Here is a 13146-nt window from a genome sequence, read left to right as displayed (position 1 = left end):
TATAATGTGCCTTAGACAATTGCAGTTAACGCAGAACTGCGATTTTATTTTAAATATATATGTGCTCGTGTTAATTGCAGAATATAGCGAAGCACTAAACAAAGGAGAGTTCAACAATGGATATTGTAGCAATCGTCTTGCAAAGCTTGCTTGCTTTTGCGTTTTTATTCTCGGGGATCAGTAAAGTGGCAGGGGTTAAAATGCAGGTGGAATCATTCAATCACCTGAGACTCCCTCAATGGTTCCGTGTCATCACGGGGCTGGTACAGCTGATTTCGGTCGCTGCCCTGATCATCGGATACTGGGAGCCAAGCTGGACAGCAGCAGGCGCACTCTTGCTTAGCCTCGTAGCCATTGGCGGATTTTTGGCACATGTGCGTGTGGGAGATCCCTTCAAGAATGATGTACCGATCGTTGTGCTCGGCGTCATTGCTATCGTTCTTTTCTTCCTCCGCCTGTCCGAGTTGTCCAGCTTCCCCGGCTTTAACTAAATGACAGACGAATGCGCTATTCACTCCGGTGAATAGCGCATTTTCATTTCGCGAACAATATAAGAGCTTGCGAAGATTGTTCTTTGTTCCGTGTGCCCATTAGTCCCGCTTATTTAAATAACTATCCTCCAGCACCAAGCTTTTATCCCCATATTCTTTAATGATATGCTGATCGCCCCATGTGCAGAGAGCGTTCAAAATAGCCCGAAGACTGTCTCCATACTCGCTCAGCTCGTATTCCACCTTTGGCGGCACTTGGTGATAAACGATCCGATTGACGATGCCGTCCTGCTCCAGCTCCCGAAGCTGCTGGGTCAGCATTTTTTGCGTAATGCCTGGCATAATCCGTTTCAAATCATTCGTTCTTCGTTTACCATGCATAAGGTGGCAGAGAATCACACATTTCCACTTGCCTCCAATGACTTCCAATGCCGCTTCAACTGAGATGTTGTATTTCTTTGCAACTGCCATTTCTGTAGCCTCCAAGCGCTTATAATGACGGGCACTTTGAAGTGCCTATGTTACTTTTAAGTATCTAGAGTACCGCAAAGTACGTACTATTCAATTTATCAACCTTCCTCCATAATAGCATTTACCGGCCGAGAAATACCATACAGGAGGACTGATTATGAACGCTTTGAATACAAAAAGAAGCACCCTGGCGCTGCTAGCTCTGGCAATCAGCGCCTTCGCAATCGGAACGACAGAGTTCATCAGCGTAGGCTTGCTGCCTCTGCTCTCAGATGACTTGCATATATCGATTCGAACCGCAGGACTCACGGTTACGCTCTATGCTCTGGGCGTCACCTTGGGCGCGCCGATACTCACGTCGTTAACCTCGCGGGTGTCACGGAAAACGCTGCTGCTCGCCATCATGATTGTATTTATTATCGGCAACGGACTGGCCGCCTCAGCGAACGGAATCGCACTGCTGCTTACGGCACGCATCGTATCCGCATTCGCCCACGGCGTATTCATGTCGATCGGCTCAACGATCGCCGCTGACTTAGTGCCCGAGAACCGGCGGGCTAGCGCCATCGCCATTATGTTCTCAGGGCTGACGGTTGCCACTGTGACCGGCGTGCCACTTGGCACTTGGCTGGGCCAGCAGCTCGGCTGGCGGGTTGCTTTTGTGACGATTGCCATTATCGGGGTCATTGCCCTTATCGCTAATGCGCTGCTCGTTCCTTCTACGCTTCGTGCAGGAGTCGTCACACCCGTTCGCGAACAGATTAAAGTGATCACCAACGGACGTTTGCTTCTGGCATACGCCGTCACCGCACTTGGCTACGGAGGCACCTTCGTTGTGTTCACTTATTTATCTCCGCTGCTGCATGACGTGAGTGGATTCGGCGATAAATCCATCGTCGTTATTCTGCTCGTATACGGCATCGCTATAGCGGTTGGCAACATCATCGGCGGAAAAGCGGCAAACCGCAAGCCGGTAAATGCGCTGTTCTATATGTTTGCCGCGCAGGCCGTTGTGCTGCTGGTGCTCTATTTTACCGCTCCCTTCAAATGGGCCGGGCTCGTAACGATTCTGTTCATGGGCTTGCTGGCTTTCATGAACGTGCCGGGACTTCAGGTGTATGTCGTGATGCTCGCCGAACGTTTCACGCCGAAGGCCGTCGACGTGGCATCCGCCTTCAACATTGCGGCTTTTAATGCCGGCATTGCAATCGGGGCATACTTCGGTGGTATCATTACCGAGAGAGTCGGAATTATCCATACCGCATGGGTGGGAGCCATCATGGTAGCCGCTGCTGTACTCATGACGGGCTGGATGCGCAAGCTGGAATCGCAAGACCAAAACAAAAAGAAGGAGGCTGTTTCTCATGACAACAGCACAAAACTTACAAGCCACAACAAACTTGCATAATGGAGTAAAAATGCCTTGGTTCGGACTCGGCGTATTTAAAGTAGAAGAAGGATCATCGACTGTAGAATCCGTCAAATCGGCTATCCGCAACGGATACCGCAGCATCGATACGGCCGCGATCTATCAGAATGAGACTGGCGTTGGACAAGGCATTAAAGAAGCACTGGCGGAAAATGGCCTGTCCCGTGAAGAGCTGTTCGTGACGTCTAAAGTATGGAACGACGATCAGGGCTATGAATCGACCCTTGCTGCATATGAGACAAGCCTGCAAAAGCTTGGCCTTGAATATCTGGATCTCTACCTCGTTCACTGGCCGGGCAAGGACAAATATAAAGAAACTTGGCGCGCTCTGGAAACTCTCTACAAAGAAGGCCGCGTTAAAGCGATCGGCGTTAGCAACTTCCACATTCATCATCTGGAGGAGTTGCTTAAGGATGCTGAGATCATACCGATGGTTAACCAAGTTGAGCTTCACCCGAGCCTGTCGCAGCAAGAGCTGCGCGACTACTGCGCGGCCAAGGACATTCAAATCGAAGCCTGGTCCCCGCTTATGCAAGGTCAACTGCTGGACAATCCCGTACTGACGGAGATTGGCGCGAAGCATGGCAAATCGGTTGCTCAAGTCATTTTGCGCTGGGACCTGCAGCACGGCATTGTGACGATTCCGAAATCGATTAAAGAAAACCGGATCGTTGAAAATGCAAGCATCTTCGACTTCGAACTGAGCGCTGAAGAAGTAGCTCGTATCGACGCTTTGAACGAGAACCGCCGCGTAGGTCCAGACCCTGACACTCTTCTTTTCTAAAAATGATAATCAGGCTTGCTTGCGAGCCGTCATAAATATACCGAACACCAAAAGGACCGCTTCTGTGTACAACAGAGGCGGTCCTTTTTTCTGATGATGGATTGGGAAAGCTGGAACTCCGCTAGGTCCGCTTTGTCATGTCATCCAGTTCTTCCCTCAAATAGCGATAGAGCTTAACCGCCGATTGCTTCGTTTGAAAATCAGCAGGTTTAGACAGAATGCCTACCACCATATCGACTAAACTGCCGCTTATAGCCCGCATTACCGTATGCTTCGGCAAAGGGTCCAGCAGGATGCTCGGTACCAGTGCAAGCCCCAGTCCGCTGGCCACATAATACGGCAAAGCCGTCATACTTCCGATCTCCATCGTACGCAAGCGAAGGTTTTGCTCATTTTGCTGCAGGACGATTTCCAGCTTGCGGCGGTAAGGGCACGTTACGGAAGTCAGCAACAGCCGCGGACCGTAAAGGTCGGCAGGCTCTAACATGTCCTTTGCTGCTAAAGGATGATTTTCCGGCAGCAGGACGACGAATGATTCCCGGAATAACGGTTCGAAGTGAAGCTCCGACATTTCATCGGGAGCGGAACATATGGCCAGATCGATCTCTCCTTTAGAGAGCTGCTCGCTTAACATCGGGGTGTTCCCGAATACGAGAGAAATTTCGATCCCCGGAAAACGCGTCATAAAGGCTTCTAAAAGAACCGGCAGCCGGTAGCTTGCCGTTGGCTCGGTCACTCCTAAACGAATATGTCCCGTTTCGCCCTCCTGGAATCCAGACATATTTAGTTGAAGCTGCTCCATATTTTTGATGATAGCGGCACTTTGCTCATAAAAGAGTCTGCCCGCTTCCGTGAGACGAAACTGTTTTCCCCGCTCCATCAACTGTACGCCAAGATCGGCCTCCAGCCTTTGCATTTGCGTCGTAACGGTCGATTGCGCATAGTTCAGTTCCTCAGCTGCACGAATAAAATTACCGTGTTTCACAATCGCTTGGAATGTTTTTAAATGTAGAAGCTCCATCGACGCGCTCCTGTCCTATGGATTCAATAAGAATGAACTCTTTATTCGAATAGTTCAATTATACGAATAGCCTTTCCAGATATACAATGAACTTATTAGAGATGTGAGGAGCGTGACATACGATGGATTTGTCCGATAAAACAGCTATAGTTACCGGCGGCGGAACAGGCATTGGGCGTGCAACCAGTTTGCTGTTAGCGAAACGGGGCGTTGCGGTAGCGGTCAATTACTCCCGGTCACAGGAGGACGCAGAGGAAACGGTTCAGCTTATCAAGCGTGAGGGCGGCCGTGCCATTGCCGTACAAGCTAATGTTTCGCGAGATGAAGAAGTGAAGGCGATGGTTCAGCAAGTTGCAGGGCAGTTCGGAACGGTCGACCTGCTCGTCAATAATGCAAGCATTACGAGACATATCCCGTTGGACGATCTGGAGGCAGCTACAGATGAGGTATGGGACGAACTGTTCAGCGTCAATGTGAAAGGGATGTTTCATTGCGCCAAGGCCGTCTCCCCGTACATGAAAACAACGGGACATGGCGCTATCGTCAATGTCGGCAGCATTGCGGGGCAAACCGGATTAGGCTCATCCCTCCCTTACGCCGTCTCCAAAGCTGCCGTTCACGGCTTGACCAAGTCGCTCGCCCGCGCACTATCTCCAGCGATCCGCGTAAATTGCGTCGTCCCTGGTGCCGTAGCGACCAGATGGTGGTCCGGCAGAGAAGAGCAGATGAAGCTTCTTGCTCCGCAGCTTCTGCTTCAACGCATCTCCACGCCGGAGGACATCGCCCAGCTCATCTGCGCTGCCTTGGAGCAAGAGGCGATGACCGGGCAAATCATCACCGTCGATGGCGGCCAGACGTTATAAACACGTAAAAAGGAGCAAAGAGCTGCCTCACGGGCTGCTCTTTGCTCCGTTTACGTGTTTATTGTTTGTGCTTCATAGAGGGTGACAAATTCGCTCCCAGGAGTTGATTCTCAACTCCGAATTGCCGTCATTCTTCCGCTTGTTGCTGACATTAAGACCCTGCGAGGGTCTTAAACCTCCACTTTGGCGGCTATTCATCTCCCTTAAGACCCTCATAGGGTCTTAAGCTCACTCCAGACGTCGAATATTCGACCATTTAGCCTGTTTATACTGGCATTAAGACCCTGTGGGGGTTTTAAACCTCCACCTTCGCGGTTATTCTCCTCAGTTAAGACCCTCGTAGGGTCTTAAGCTCACTCCAGACGTCGAATAAGCCACCGTTCTTCCGGCTTGGGTAGCTTCGCTAACAGCAAACAACCTGCACAGTCATTAAAGCTCGTTGTAATCGATCTCTAAAAACTGCGCAACTTCTTTCTCCCAACGGTTCGCAACGAAATCGACATGAAGCGGATGCACATTATAGGCTTCATAATCAGCCTCGCTGACAAAAACCATTGAAAAGCCAAAATCATATGTATTTTTCGGACTCACCTGACGAAGCACTCGGAAATCCTTTACTGTCGGTATGGAGCTCAAAATCGCTTTGCCGTCTTCCAGAAAACGCTGCTCTTCCGCCGAGCCTTTCTCATGCTTCAACGAAAAAATAACAGAGTGAATAATTGAATTTTGCGACATGCTGCACGCTCCTTTGAGTTGTGGTCTATCGATCCTTCTCTCTTAGAATACCGCTTCCTCTCAGCAACATCAATTTACAAAATGTAGCTGTATAGGATTACAAATTCTGGTATAATACGAGAACCATCTATTAGCAGGAGGTTTGATTCAGATGAATGCTAACGGAATTGTGATCGGCATCGACGGCGGCGGCACCCATACACGGGCTATGACTGTGGATTTTGCAGGAAACGTGCTGTCCTATGTGGAAAAGGGGGCAGCTTCCCTATACAAGGATTTGCATGCGAAACAGAATGTCCATCAAGCCATTCAAGAAGCCATAACCGCGGCAGGCAAAACGTTCGGCGATGTTAGAGGCATCGCAGCAGGCATCGCAGGCTATGACTCCCCAGAGGACTTGGAATGGATCGAGCCCTTGACGGCAATCGATGGCTTAGAGACGGCTAACCGCTGGCATCTAAATGACGCAGCAGTCGCTCACTACGGAGCGCTTGAGGCGAATCCCGGAATTGTCATTATATCGGGAACCGGCTCCATTATTTTTGCCATTACGGAAGAAGGCCGGCAGCTCCGCAACTATGATTTCCATCACTATGCCGCTAGTGCCGCCAGATTCATTGCCTATGATACGACTTACGAGCTATTGGCAGGCAAAGCCGATGCGACAGATGAAGCTCTTGTACAATCGCTGCTGCAGCACTGGCAAGTAGCTTCTCTTAAGCAGCTCCACGAGCTCGGCACAGCCGGTTTCATCGCGGAGAAAAGAGAGCGGAATCGCAAATTCGGTGATTTCGCCCCTTTTGTGACGAAAGCAGCGAGCCAAGGAAGCCGCACAGCCAGAAGAGTCCTCGACCGAGCGATCGAGCAAATCCAAGTCGGCGTCGAGATGCTGGCCGCTACCTTCAAAGGAGAACATGTCGATGTCGCTTTTATCGGCAGCGTCATCAACAGCGAATACGTCCGCCAGCAGCTCAGCCAACGCTTATCCAATCTTGGCAGCAACAAAAGCTATTGCGTCGTTACGCCAACCTTTTCACCAGTTGCAGGTGCTGCACTCTACGCGCTTCAACAGCTGGGCACCCCGTCTTCACCCGCAATCGTTCATAATCTTCAACAGAGCATTCATGCCCGCTTCCACAGCTAGACCCTGCAGAGCCAATTATTACTCACTCACCGATCAGCACCGTAGATAGTCATTTCTCTATCTTAGCAGCCAAAACTCAGTCCTCCGCCTGCCGCTCGCGGTCTATATAGGTTTGATGCTCGCGTCCCCAGCCGCACATGCTGTCCAGAACGGTAATCAGCGTCCGGCCATGCTCGGAGATCTGATATTCAACGCGCAGCGGCAGCTCTTGAAAGTCTTCCCTAATAATCAAATGGTCCTCTTCCAGCTCGCGGAGCTGCTTAGCGAGAGTGCCTTGCGAGACATCCGGAATAAGCCGCTTCAGCTCGCCAAACCGCTTGGTTCCATCTATCAGCAAAATGAATAAGATGAGCGGCTTCCATTTTCCGCCGATCTTTTGCAATGTCGTCAATACGCCTTGCAGCCTTGGTTCATTCGAGTTTTTCAAAAATCCCAATTTACAATCACCTCTACAACCAATATAACGGTTCCACCGCTTCCCTGCACTTCGTTTCTCAATAGGCAGCCCTAAACTTCCCATACCGTAAACCCGTAGTACGAATAAAGTGAGTACTGTGCAAGTCTCCTTTTATCGCTAATAATGAGTGAACACGCAAGCGATAAGGAGAGGAGTTTTCATATGTCAAACTTTTCATTGAACCAAAAACGCATCGTCATCATTGGAGGAAGCTCCGGCATCGGATTCGCAACTGCACAGCAAGCAGTTGAGCAAGGCGCATACGTCATTCTGGCAGGCCGGTCGCAGCAAAAGCTTGAAAAAGCGCAGGAGCTGCTCGGAGGAGCCAACCATGCTGAAATTCATACATTAAACAATCAGAACGAAGAGGAGCTGCAAGCTTTCTTCGCCAAAATCGGCAATTTCGATCATTTGTTCACGCCAGGTGCCTCCTATGTGCGAGGTTCCATTGCATCTCCTGCGGAAGTGGCTCACAGCTGCTTTAACGCCAAGTTCTGGCCGCAATACAATGCGGTTAAATATGCGGCTCCGTTCTTGAGCAAGGACGGCTCCATCGTTCTAATGTCCGGTGCTTTCGGCCAGCGGCCGCTTGCGGACGGAGCCTCTTACGCCGCCTGCAATGGCGCTATCGAAAGTCTCGGCAAAGCGCTTGCCGTTGAACTATCACCGATTCGCGTGAACGTGATTTCTCCTGGTACGATTCATACGGCCTTCAACTGGGAAGGAGCCGCTCAAGAAGTACGGGACGAATCCTATCGGCAATATGCCAAAATGAATCTCGTCGGCCGAGTCGGCACTGCCGAAGAAGCAGCGCACACAACGCTATATTTGATGACCAACGGGTATACGACAGGAAGTACACTCTTTCCTGATGGCGGCTATATTATGCGCTAACCAGCCTCTCTCTTCAAAGCATCCGTTTGAAAAATCCATGGCAAGAAGCCAGAATGTCCATTCCGGTTTCTTAGGCTGTATGATACGATTTCGCTGAGTTGACGGCATAACGACACTCAACTCCCTGCATAAGCGGCAGGCGTCGTCATACGTAAAAAGCAAACCATAGGAGGTTTCGCATGCTTATCCAAACGAGAACAATTACCGTACAGCCCGGCAACGCCGATAAAGTTATCGAGCGTTTCAGCCAGCCCGGCCCGCTTGACGGCCGAGAGGGCTTGATCGACCGGACCATTATGGTCAATAAACGGACTAAGGAACAGGAAGAGGTCGTCGTCATCATTCGTTGGGAATCCGAAGACGCGTGGAAGAGCTGGGAGAAGAGCCCCGAGCATATTCAGGGGCACCGGGACAAACGCGACCAGACGAAGCCGGAGTATATCATTGAAACCGTCGTTAACATGTACGAGGTCAAGCGGCATATTCAATAGCATCTTCCCCATAGTTGCAATGATTGAATGATTAAAGCTAGCGGGCAGCCGCTGGCTTTATTTTTTTTTATATAAAAAATGATTATTCCTTCAAGCGAAGCTCAGGTATAGTAGATAGTATGCCAATTTCAACAAAAGCTTAAGCTTGCTACTGGAGGTCACGGTCACCGTGCGTATACTATCTTCGAAAACTACACTTGCCATTCTCTTTCTTGTTCTAATCTGGGGCTTGAGCTGGTCGATCTACAAAACAGCCTTAGCCTACACCCCGCCGCTCTTGTTCTCCGGCACCCGTTCATTACTTGGAGGGCTGTTGTTGGCGATATTCCTGCTGCCCAAGCGGGACAAGCTCAAATTCCGTCAAAACTGGCATCGATACAGCATATCCGCCCTGTTCAACGCTGTCCTCTTCTATGGCGTTCAATCCATCGGGCTTATTTATTTGCCGGGCGGCTTGTTCTCCGTCCTCGTCTACTTTCAACCCGTCTTAATCGGGCTGCTCGCCTGGATGTGGCTGGGCGAACGATTGTCGCTGCTCAAAATCACCGGACTCGTTATCGGATTCCTTGGTATATTGGCGGTCAGCGCAGACGGAATCACAGGCAACGTTTCCTTGCTCGGGGTCAGCCTCGCCTTGCTTACCGCGCTTAGCTGGGCGCTTGGCGTCATCTATGTGAAGAAGGAAAGCAGACACACCGATTCCATGTGGATGGTTGCCATGCAATTTATTATTGGAGGAATTGCGCTTATCGGGGTCGGCAGCGGGACGGAGAGCTGGAGCAGCATCGTATGGAACGGCCCATTCATACTGGGTCTCCTCTATGGCGCTACATGCGGCATTCCGATCGCATTCGTCATCTACTTCAAGCTTATGAATACGGGGGATGCGAGCAAGGTTGCCGCTTTCACCTTTCTAGTGCCGCTCATCGCCGTGTTGACGGGTACCGTGTTCATGCACGAGCCGTTCACCTACTCGCTGCTTGTCGGGCTGGTGCTCATAATCATCAGCATCGGCTGCGTCAATTATTCGGGAAAGAAGCAGACACAGATCGCCGAAACCTAGACCAAAAAGACCATCTCAGTCTCCAGACTGGATGGTCTTTTCTTCCTTCAATCGAACTCTTCCAATCAGTCCACTTCTTTTAGCAACGTTTCGACCTTCAGCAGCCGTCCTTCTAGATCCGCTACTCTTCTTTGAAGTATTAACGTGTTTTCACGTTCAATTAATAGCTTCTCATTGGCTCTTTTTTCAAAGCCTTTTATCGTGCTGACAATAAAATATATAACTAAAATAGCCACTGCGACGGGAATGACTAACAGAATTAAACCTGTTATGCCTACACCACTCATTCAAACTCTCCCCTTATCTTTATATATTTTTCTTCTTAAAAGTAAGTGTTGGTGCCAATCTAGCTATCATTTGCTCGTTCAATGCAAAGTCGAATGGATTGAGTATGTAGTATTTTGCTGTTTTGCCGCTTTCTAAAATTTCCAAGCTGCTTGTAACGATGTTCGCCTCCTCCAGTTTTTGTAAATGAAGATAAAGCAAAGGCCTGCTCATCCCTAATTCACGTGCCAGTTCGCTTACATATTGCCGTCCTTCTGATAGAACCGCTACAATCTTTAATCGGTGAGGGTTCGAGAGCGCTTCTAGAACTAAAAGCAACTCGTCACCATTATTGAAATGTGTCATATGTAATAATTATATTACAGGTAAGCAGTAAATACAAATTTACCCACATCAATCTCCCACCCAAATTCAACAGCTGCCGTTCATCCCCTGCTTTCTATAACAAAAAAAAAACCCATCCCTGTCATCGAACAGGATGGGCTTGTTTTGAATTCAAAATAAATGCTGCATTCGGTCATTCAGCAAAATCCGATCGGGATCCAGTGTCTCCCGCACCGCGCCAAACGCCTCCCATTTCGGGTAAAGCTCCTTAAACTGTACAGCTTGCAGAGTGTGCATCTTCCCCCAATGCGGTCTGCCGCCATAACGGAGGAAGATTCGCTCCATAGCGGCGAAGTAGGCTTCATGCGGCATGCCTTTGTACATATGCACCGCAATATAGGCAGAGTCGCGGCCATAGGCCGGGCTAAGCCAAATATCATCGCCCTTGGCGTAACGGCATTCCACTGGAAAATGAACCCGGTAACGCCCCCGCGCAAGCTCCTCGCGCATTTCTTCAATGACCTCGCCAATCGCCTCCGCAGGCAGATTGTACTCCATTTCGTTAAAGCGAACCAGCCTTTGCGTAGCAAATAGCCGATGGCTGTAATTGACCTTGCGGCCGACCGGAACCTGAGAGGCCGACAACCGGCTAATCGCTGCACTGGATGACGGGAGCTTGCGGCTAAACTCTGACAGCAGGCCAAACAGCTTATTCTCGATCCATACGTCGCTGAAGTGCTCCCATGCTTTGCGGTTCGTCACTTCCTGATCGGTTAGATTCATTCGTTTGATCTGGCAAGGCTCTGCATAAGGGAACCAGTAAAACTCAAAATGACGATTCGACTCAGCAAGCTCGGACAGCTGCGCAAGGCATGACTTAAGCGGCATTCGGCTGCTGACGTACTCCAGCTTATAAGCGCTTTGAAGCTTCAGCTTCACCTGTACGATGACGCCGAGAACGCCAAGTGAAATTTGCATCGCCTTGAACCACTCCGGATGAGATTCCGGCGTACATTCGACGACATCTCCTCTTCCTGTCACAATCGTCAGCCCGATAATCTGCGTGGACAGGTTGCCATACGCCCTTCCGGTGCCATGTGTGCCCGTACTGATTGCTCCGGCGATTGACTGAACGTCAATGTCGCCCAAATTTTCTTGCGCCAGCCCCTGTTCGAACAGCAGCTCGCCAAGCAGCCTCAGCTTCGTCCCGCCCCATACCGTCGCGACAGCGGCGTCCAGATCAACGCTGACTAACCCCTGCATCCGATCGAGCGACAACAGAATGTCATCGGAGGCGGCGATTGGCGTAAACGAATGTCCAGAACCGACAACACGAAGCGTTCGCCCTTCCCGCCTGCAGAGCTGCACCGTCTCCACGACCTCATCAATTGTGCCGGGCAACAGCACTTCCCGGGGCGTCGCCTGTACGATGCCTGACCAATTCGTCCACAGCTTGGAGCCCGTTGCCGCCGCCATCGCTTGCATTTTCATAGGAAGCATTCCCCCATCCCCCTATAGGTCGCATATTCACCAACGATTTTCCCTTGAGACACTGCATGCAGCGTAAGGAAGCGCTCGCTCAGCTCGCCCGCCTTTGCATGACGAAAAAAAACCGGATCGCCGATAGCGAACTCAACACCGTCCCCGCATAGGAGCGGCGTCTGCACCTCGCCTGCACCTTCCCTGCCAAACAGCTTCAAGCCCTCCGGCAAATAAGGCTTCGGCAGCTTCTCCGGACCTGCCGATCCCGACGACGTATAGCCGCCCCCCATGCAGGTTACGATATTTTGCCGCGGCTTCCGCACGATTTCTACCGCAAATCCGGCAGCCGGCTCATATTGAAAATTGGAATAATAGTCGAATAGAGCAGGAGAATAAAAGCCGGAGCCCGCCGTCATTTCGGTTACCCATGGCTCATTACGGGAGCTGTCCAAGCTGCCTGTACCTCCAGCATTAATGAAACGAAGAGGGACGTTCATTGCTGCAATCCGTTCCGCCGCATCCCCTCTCCGCCGGGCCGCTTCCGCAATGGACCGCTTCTTCAATGCCCGCACCAGCTTGTTCTTGATGGCGCTTGCCGGCATTCGATCGCCGACGCCAGCCACTTGCGCCTCATAGCCCATCAATCCGTCGAGCTTTAGCCAGTCCGATTGAACAATACGGTCCACAACAGGCTTTAACTGCTCCCAAACCTGAATCGGTGAACGCCATACGCCAAACCGCAAGCCCGGATACTGCACCGACATATCGATATCGATACAGACCGCGAATACCGTGCCCCTCTCCTTCGCGAGCCGCTCCAACTGCTCGCAATGCTCCACAGAATCAACCATAAAGGCAACAGTACGTCCTTCGTCAATCCATTCCGCCAGCTCGGCAATATGCTGACGATGCCATTGCGGATAGCCCAGCAGCAGATCATCAAAGCCATGACCGGCTAGGAAAGCCGCCTCGGCAGCTGTGAAGCACATGATACCCTGAAAGACAGGGTCGGCATCCAGCAATCGGCGCATCACGTCTACGCAGCGCAGCGATTTGCTTGCGATTCGAATTTTTTTGCCACCTGCCGCTTGGGCAATTCCCCTTGCATTATGGTCCAAACGATCCAAATCAACAAAAGCAAAGGGCATCGGCAGCTGTCCGAATGTCTCTTTGTAATACGCGTAACGATCCATCGCTTGGGCTCCTCTCCAG

Annotated in this window: 16 protein-coding genes; 8 read left to right on the top strand and 8 right to left on the bottom strand. The window is 50.8% G+C overall.

Annotated features, from left to right (window positions below):
• Positions 1–116: 116 nt before the first annotated feature.
• A complete protein-coding gene (locus IEX98_RS15525) occupies positions 117–491 on the top strand; it encodes a DoxX family protein (protein ID WP_188890115.1) in 375 nt (124 codons plus the stop codon).
• Between the two features lie 99 nt (positions 492–590).
• Here IEX98_RS15525 and IEX98_RS15520 read toward each other — a convergent pair whose 3' ends face one another.
• Positions 591–962 carry a winged helix-turn-helix transcriptional regulator gene (locus IEX98_RS15520; protein ID WP_188890114.1) on the bottom strand — a complete coding sequence of 124 codons (372 nt, stop codon included), beginning with the start codon at positions 960–962 and terminating at the stop codon, positions 591–593.
• A gap of 157 nt (positions 963–1119) precedes the next feature.
• On the opposite strand from IEX98_RS15520, the gene IEX98_RS15515 reads away from it, so the two are divergent.
• Positions 1120–2370 (top strand): MFS transporter, encoded by a 1251-nt coding sequence (locus IEX98_RS15515; RefSeq protein ID WP_188890113.1) that lies wholly within the window; start codon positions 1120–1122, stop codon positions 2368–2370.
• Positions 2327–3175: an aldo/keto reductase gene (locus IEX98_RS15510; RefSeq protein ID WP_188890112.1), complete on the top strand. Its 849-nt coding sequence runs from the start codon at positions 2327–2329 to the stop codon at positions 3173–3175. Before IEX98_RS15515 ends, IEX98_RS15510 begins: the two co-directional genes overlap by 44 nt.
• 121 nt (positions 3176–3296) lie before the next feature.
• On the opposite strand, the gene IEX98_RS15505 is transcribed toward IEX98_RS15510, so the two are convergent.
• On the bottom strand, positions 3297–4196 hold the full coding sequence (locus IEX98_RS15505) for a LysR family transcriptional regulator (RefSeq protein ID WP_188890111.1): 900 nt from the start codon (positions 4194–4196) through the stop codon (positions 3297–3299).
• A gap of 122 nt (positions 4197–4318) precedes the next feature.
• Here IEX98_RS15505 and IEX98_RS15500 point away from each other — a divergent pair, with 122 nt between their 5' ends.
• Positions 4319–5059 carry an SDR family NAD(P)-dependent oxidoreductase gene (locus IEX98_RS15500; protein ID WP_188890110.1) on the top strand — a complete coding sequence of 247 codons (741 nt, stop codon included), beginning with the start codon at positions 4319–4321 and terminating at the stop codon, positions 5057–5059.
• A 429-nt stretch (positions 5060–5488) separates the two neighbouring features.
• Here the strand turns inward: IEX98_RS15500 and IEX98_RS15495 are convergent, their stop codons facing one another.
• Complete coding sequence (locus tag IEX98_RS15495) at positions 5489–5794, bottom strand: Dabb family protein (RefSeq protein WP_188890109.1); 306 nt, start codon at positions 5792–5794, stop codon at positions 5489–5491.
• A gap of 151 nt (positions 5795–5945) precedes the next feature.
• On the opposite strand from IEX98_RS15495, the gene IEX98_RS15490 reads away from it, so the two are divergent.
• The gene (locus IEX98_RS15490; RefSeq protein ID WP_188890108.1) at positions 5946–6938 is read left to right on the top strand and encodes an N-acetylglucosamine kinase; all 993 of its coding nucleotides are present in this window, start codon (positions 5946–5948) and stop codon (positions 6936–6938) included.
• Positions 6939–7014: 76 nt separating this feature from the next.
• Here the strand turns inward: IEX98_RS15490 and IEX98_RS15485 are convergent, their stop codons facing one another.
• Positions 7015–7365, bottom strand: coding sequence for a winged helix-turn-helix transcriptional regulator (locus tag IEX98_RS15485; protein ID WP_229692224.1), 351 nt, complete (start codon positions 7363–7365; stop codon positions 7015–7017).
• A 192-nt stretch (positions 7366–7557) separates the two neighbouring features.
• On the opposite strand from IEX98_RS15485, the gene IEX98_RS15480 reads away from it, so the two are divergent.
• From IEX98_RS15480 to IEX98_RS15470, 3 genes are all read left to right on the top strand, one after another.
• Entirely contained in the window at positions 7558–8289 is a 732-nt protein-coding gene (locus IEX98_RS15480; protein ID WP_188890106.1) for an SDR family oxidoreductase, read from the top strand.
• 179 nt (positions 8290–8468) lie between these two features.
• Positions 8469–8780, top strand: a complete 312-nt coding sequence (locus IEX98_RS15475; RefSeq protein ID WP_188890105.1) for an antibiotic biosynthesis monooxygenase — start codon at positions 8469–8471, stop codon at positions 8778–8780.
• Positions 8781–8949: 169 nt separating this feature from the next.
• The gene (locus IEX98_RS15470) at positions 8950–9843 is read left to right on the top strand and encodes a DMT family transporter (protein ID WP_188890104.1); all 894 of its coding nucleotides are present in this window, start codon (positions 8950–8952) and stop codon (positions 9841–9843) included.
• 65 nt (positions 9844–9908) lie between these two features.
• Here the strand turns inward: IEX98_RS15470 and IEX98_RS15465 are convergent, their stop codons facing one another.
• From IEX98_RS15465 to IEX98_RS15450, 4 genes are all read right to left on the bottom strand, one after another.
• The gene (locus tag IEX98_RS15465; RefSeq protein ID WP_188890103.1) at positions 9909–10130 is read right to left on the bottom strand and encodes a hypothetical protein; all 222 of its coding nucleotides are present in this window, start codon (positions 10128–10130) and stop codon (positions 9909–9911) included.
• Positions 10131–10149: 19 nt separating this feature from the next.
• Positions 10150–10473 (bottom strand): ArsR/SmtB family transcription factor, encoded by a 324-nt coding sequence (locus tag IEX98_RS15460; protein ID WP_188890102.1) that lies wholly within the window; start codon positions 10471–10473, stop codon positions 10150–10152.
• Positions 10474–10623: 150 nt separating this feature from the next.
• A complete protein-coding gene (locus IEX98_RS15455) occupies positions 10624–11952 on the bottom strand; it encodes a D-arabinono-1,4-lactone oxidase (protein WP_374705353.1) in 1329 nt (442 codons plus the stop codon).
• Entirely contained in the window at positions 11940–13127 is a 1188-nt protein-coding gene (locus IEX98_RS15450) for an amino acid deaminase/aldolase (RefSeq protein WP_188890101.1), read from the bottom strand. The genes IEX98_RS15455 and IEX98_RS15450 overlap by 13 nt, the downstream gene beginning before the upstream one ends.
• Between the last annotated feature and the right edge of the window lie 19 nt (positions 13128–13146).

The organism is Paenibacillus radicis (ex Gao et al. 2016) (genome assembly GCF_014641555.1).
Classification (GTDB): Bacteria; Bacillota; Bacilli; order Paenibacillales; family Paenibacillaceae; genus Pristimantibacillus; species Pristimantibacillus radicis.
This window is presented reverse-complemented; position numbering and strand designations above follow the sequence as displayed.

Coding starts and splice junctions, on each gene's coding strand:
- IEX98_RS15450 (WP_188890101.1), bottom strand. CDS start 13,127: ATGGATCGTTACGCGTATTACAAAGAGACATTCGGACAGCTGCCGATG.
- IEX98_RS15525 (WP_188890115.1), top strand. CDS start 117: ATGGATATTGTAGCAATCGTCTTGCAAAGCTTGCTTGCTTTTGCGTTT.
- IEX98_RS15455 (WP_374705353.1), bottom strand. CDS start 11,952: ATGCTTCCTATGAAAATGCAAGCGATGGCGGCGGCAACGGGCTCCAAG.
- IEX98_RS15510 (WP_188890112.1), top strand. CDS start 2,327: ATGACAACAGCACAAAACTTACAAGCCACAACAAACTTGCATAATGGA.
- IEX98_RS15515 (WP_188890113.1), top strand. CDS start 1,120: ATGAACGCTTTGAATACAAAAAGAAGCACCCTGGCGCTGCTAGCTCTG.
- IEX98_RS15460 (WP_188890102.1), bottom strand. CDS start 10,473: ATGACACATTTCAATAATGGTGACGAGTTGCTTTTAGTTCTAGAAGCG.
- IEX98_RS15490 (WP_188890108.1), top strand. CDS start 5,946: ATGAATGCTAACGGAATTGTGATCGGCATCGACGGCGGCGGCACCCAT.
- IEX98_RS15495 (WP_188890109.1), bottom strand. CDS start 5,794: ATGTCGCAAAATTCAATTATTCACTCTGTTATTTTTTCGTTGAAGCAT.
- IEX98_RS15465 (WP_188890103.1), bottom strand. CDS start 10,130: ATGAGTGGTGTAGGCATAACAGGTTTAATTCTGTTAGTCATTCCCGTC.
- IEX98_RS15505 (WP_188890111.1), bottom strand. CDS start 4,196: ATGGAGCTTCTACATTTAAAAACATTCCAAGCGATTGTGAAACACGGT.
- IEX98_RS15475 (WP_188890105.1), top strand. CDS start 8,469: ATGCTTATCCAAACGAGAACAATTACCGTACAGCCCGGCAACGCCGAT.
- IEX98_RS15480 (WP_188890106.1), top strand. CDS start 7,558: ATGTCAAACTTTTCATTGAACCAAAAACGCATCGTCATCATTGGAGGA.
- IEX98_RS15520 (WP_188890114.1), bottom strand. CDS start 962: ATGGCAGTTGCAAAGAAATACAACATCTCAGTTGAAGCGGCATTGGAA.
- IEX98_RS15500 (WP_188890110.1), top strand. CDS start 4,319: ATGGATTTGTCCGATAAAACAGCTATAGTTACCGGCGGCGGAACAGGC.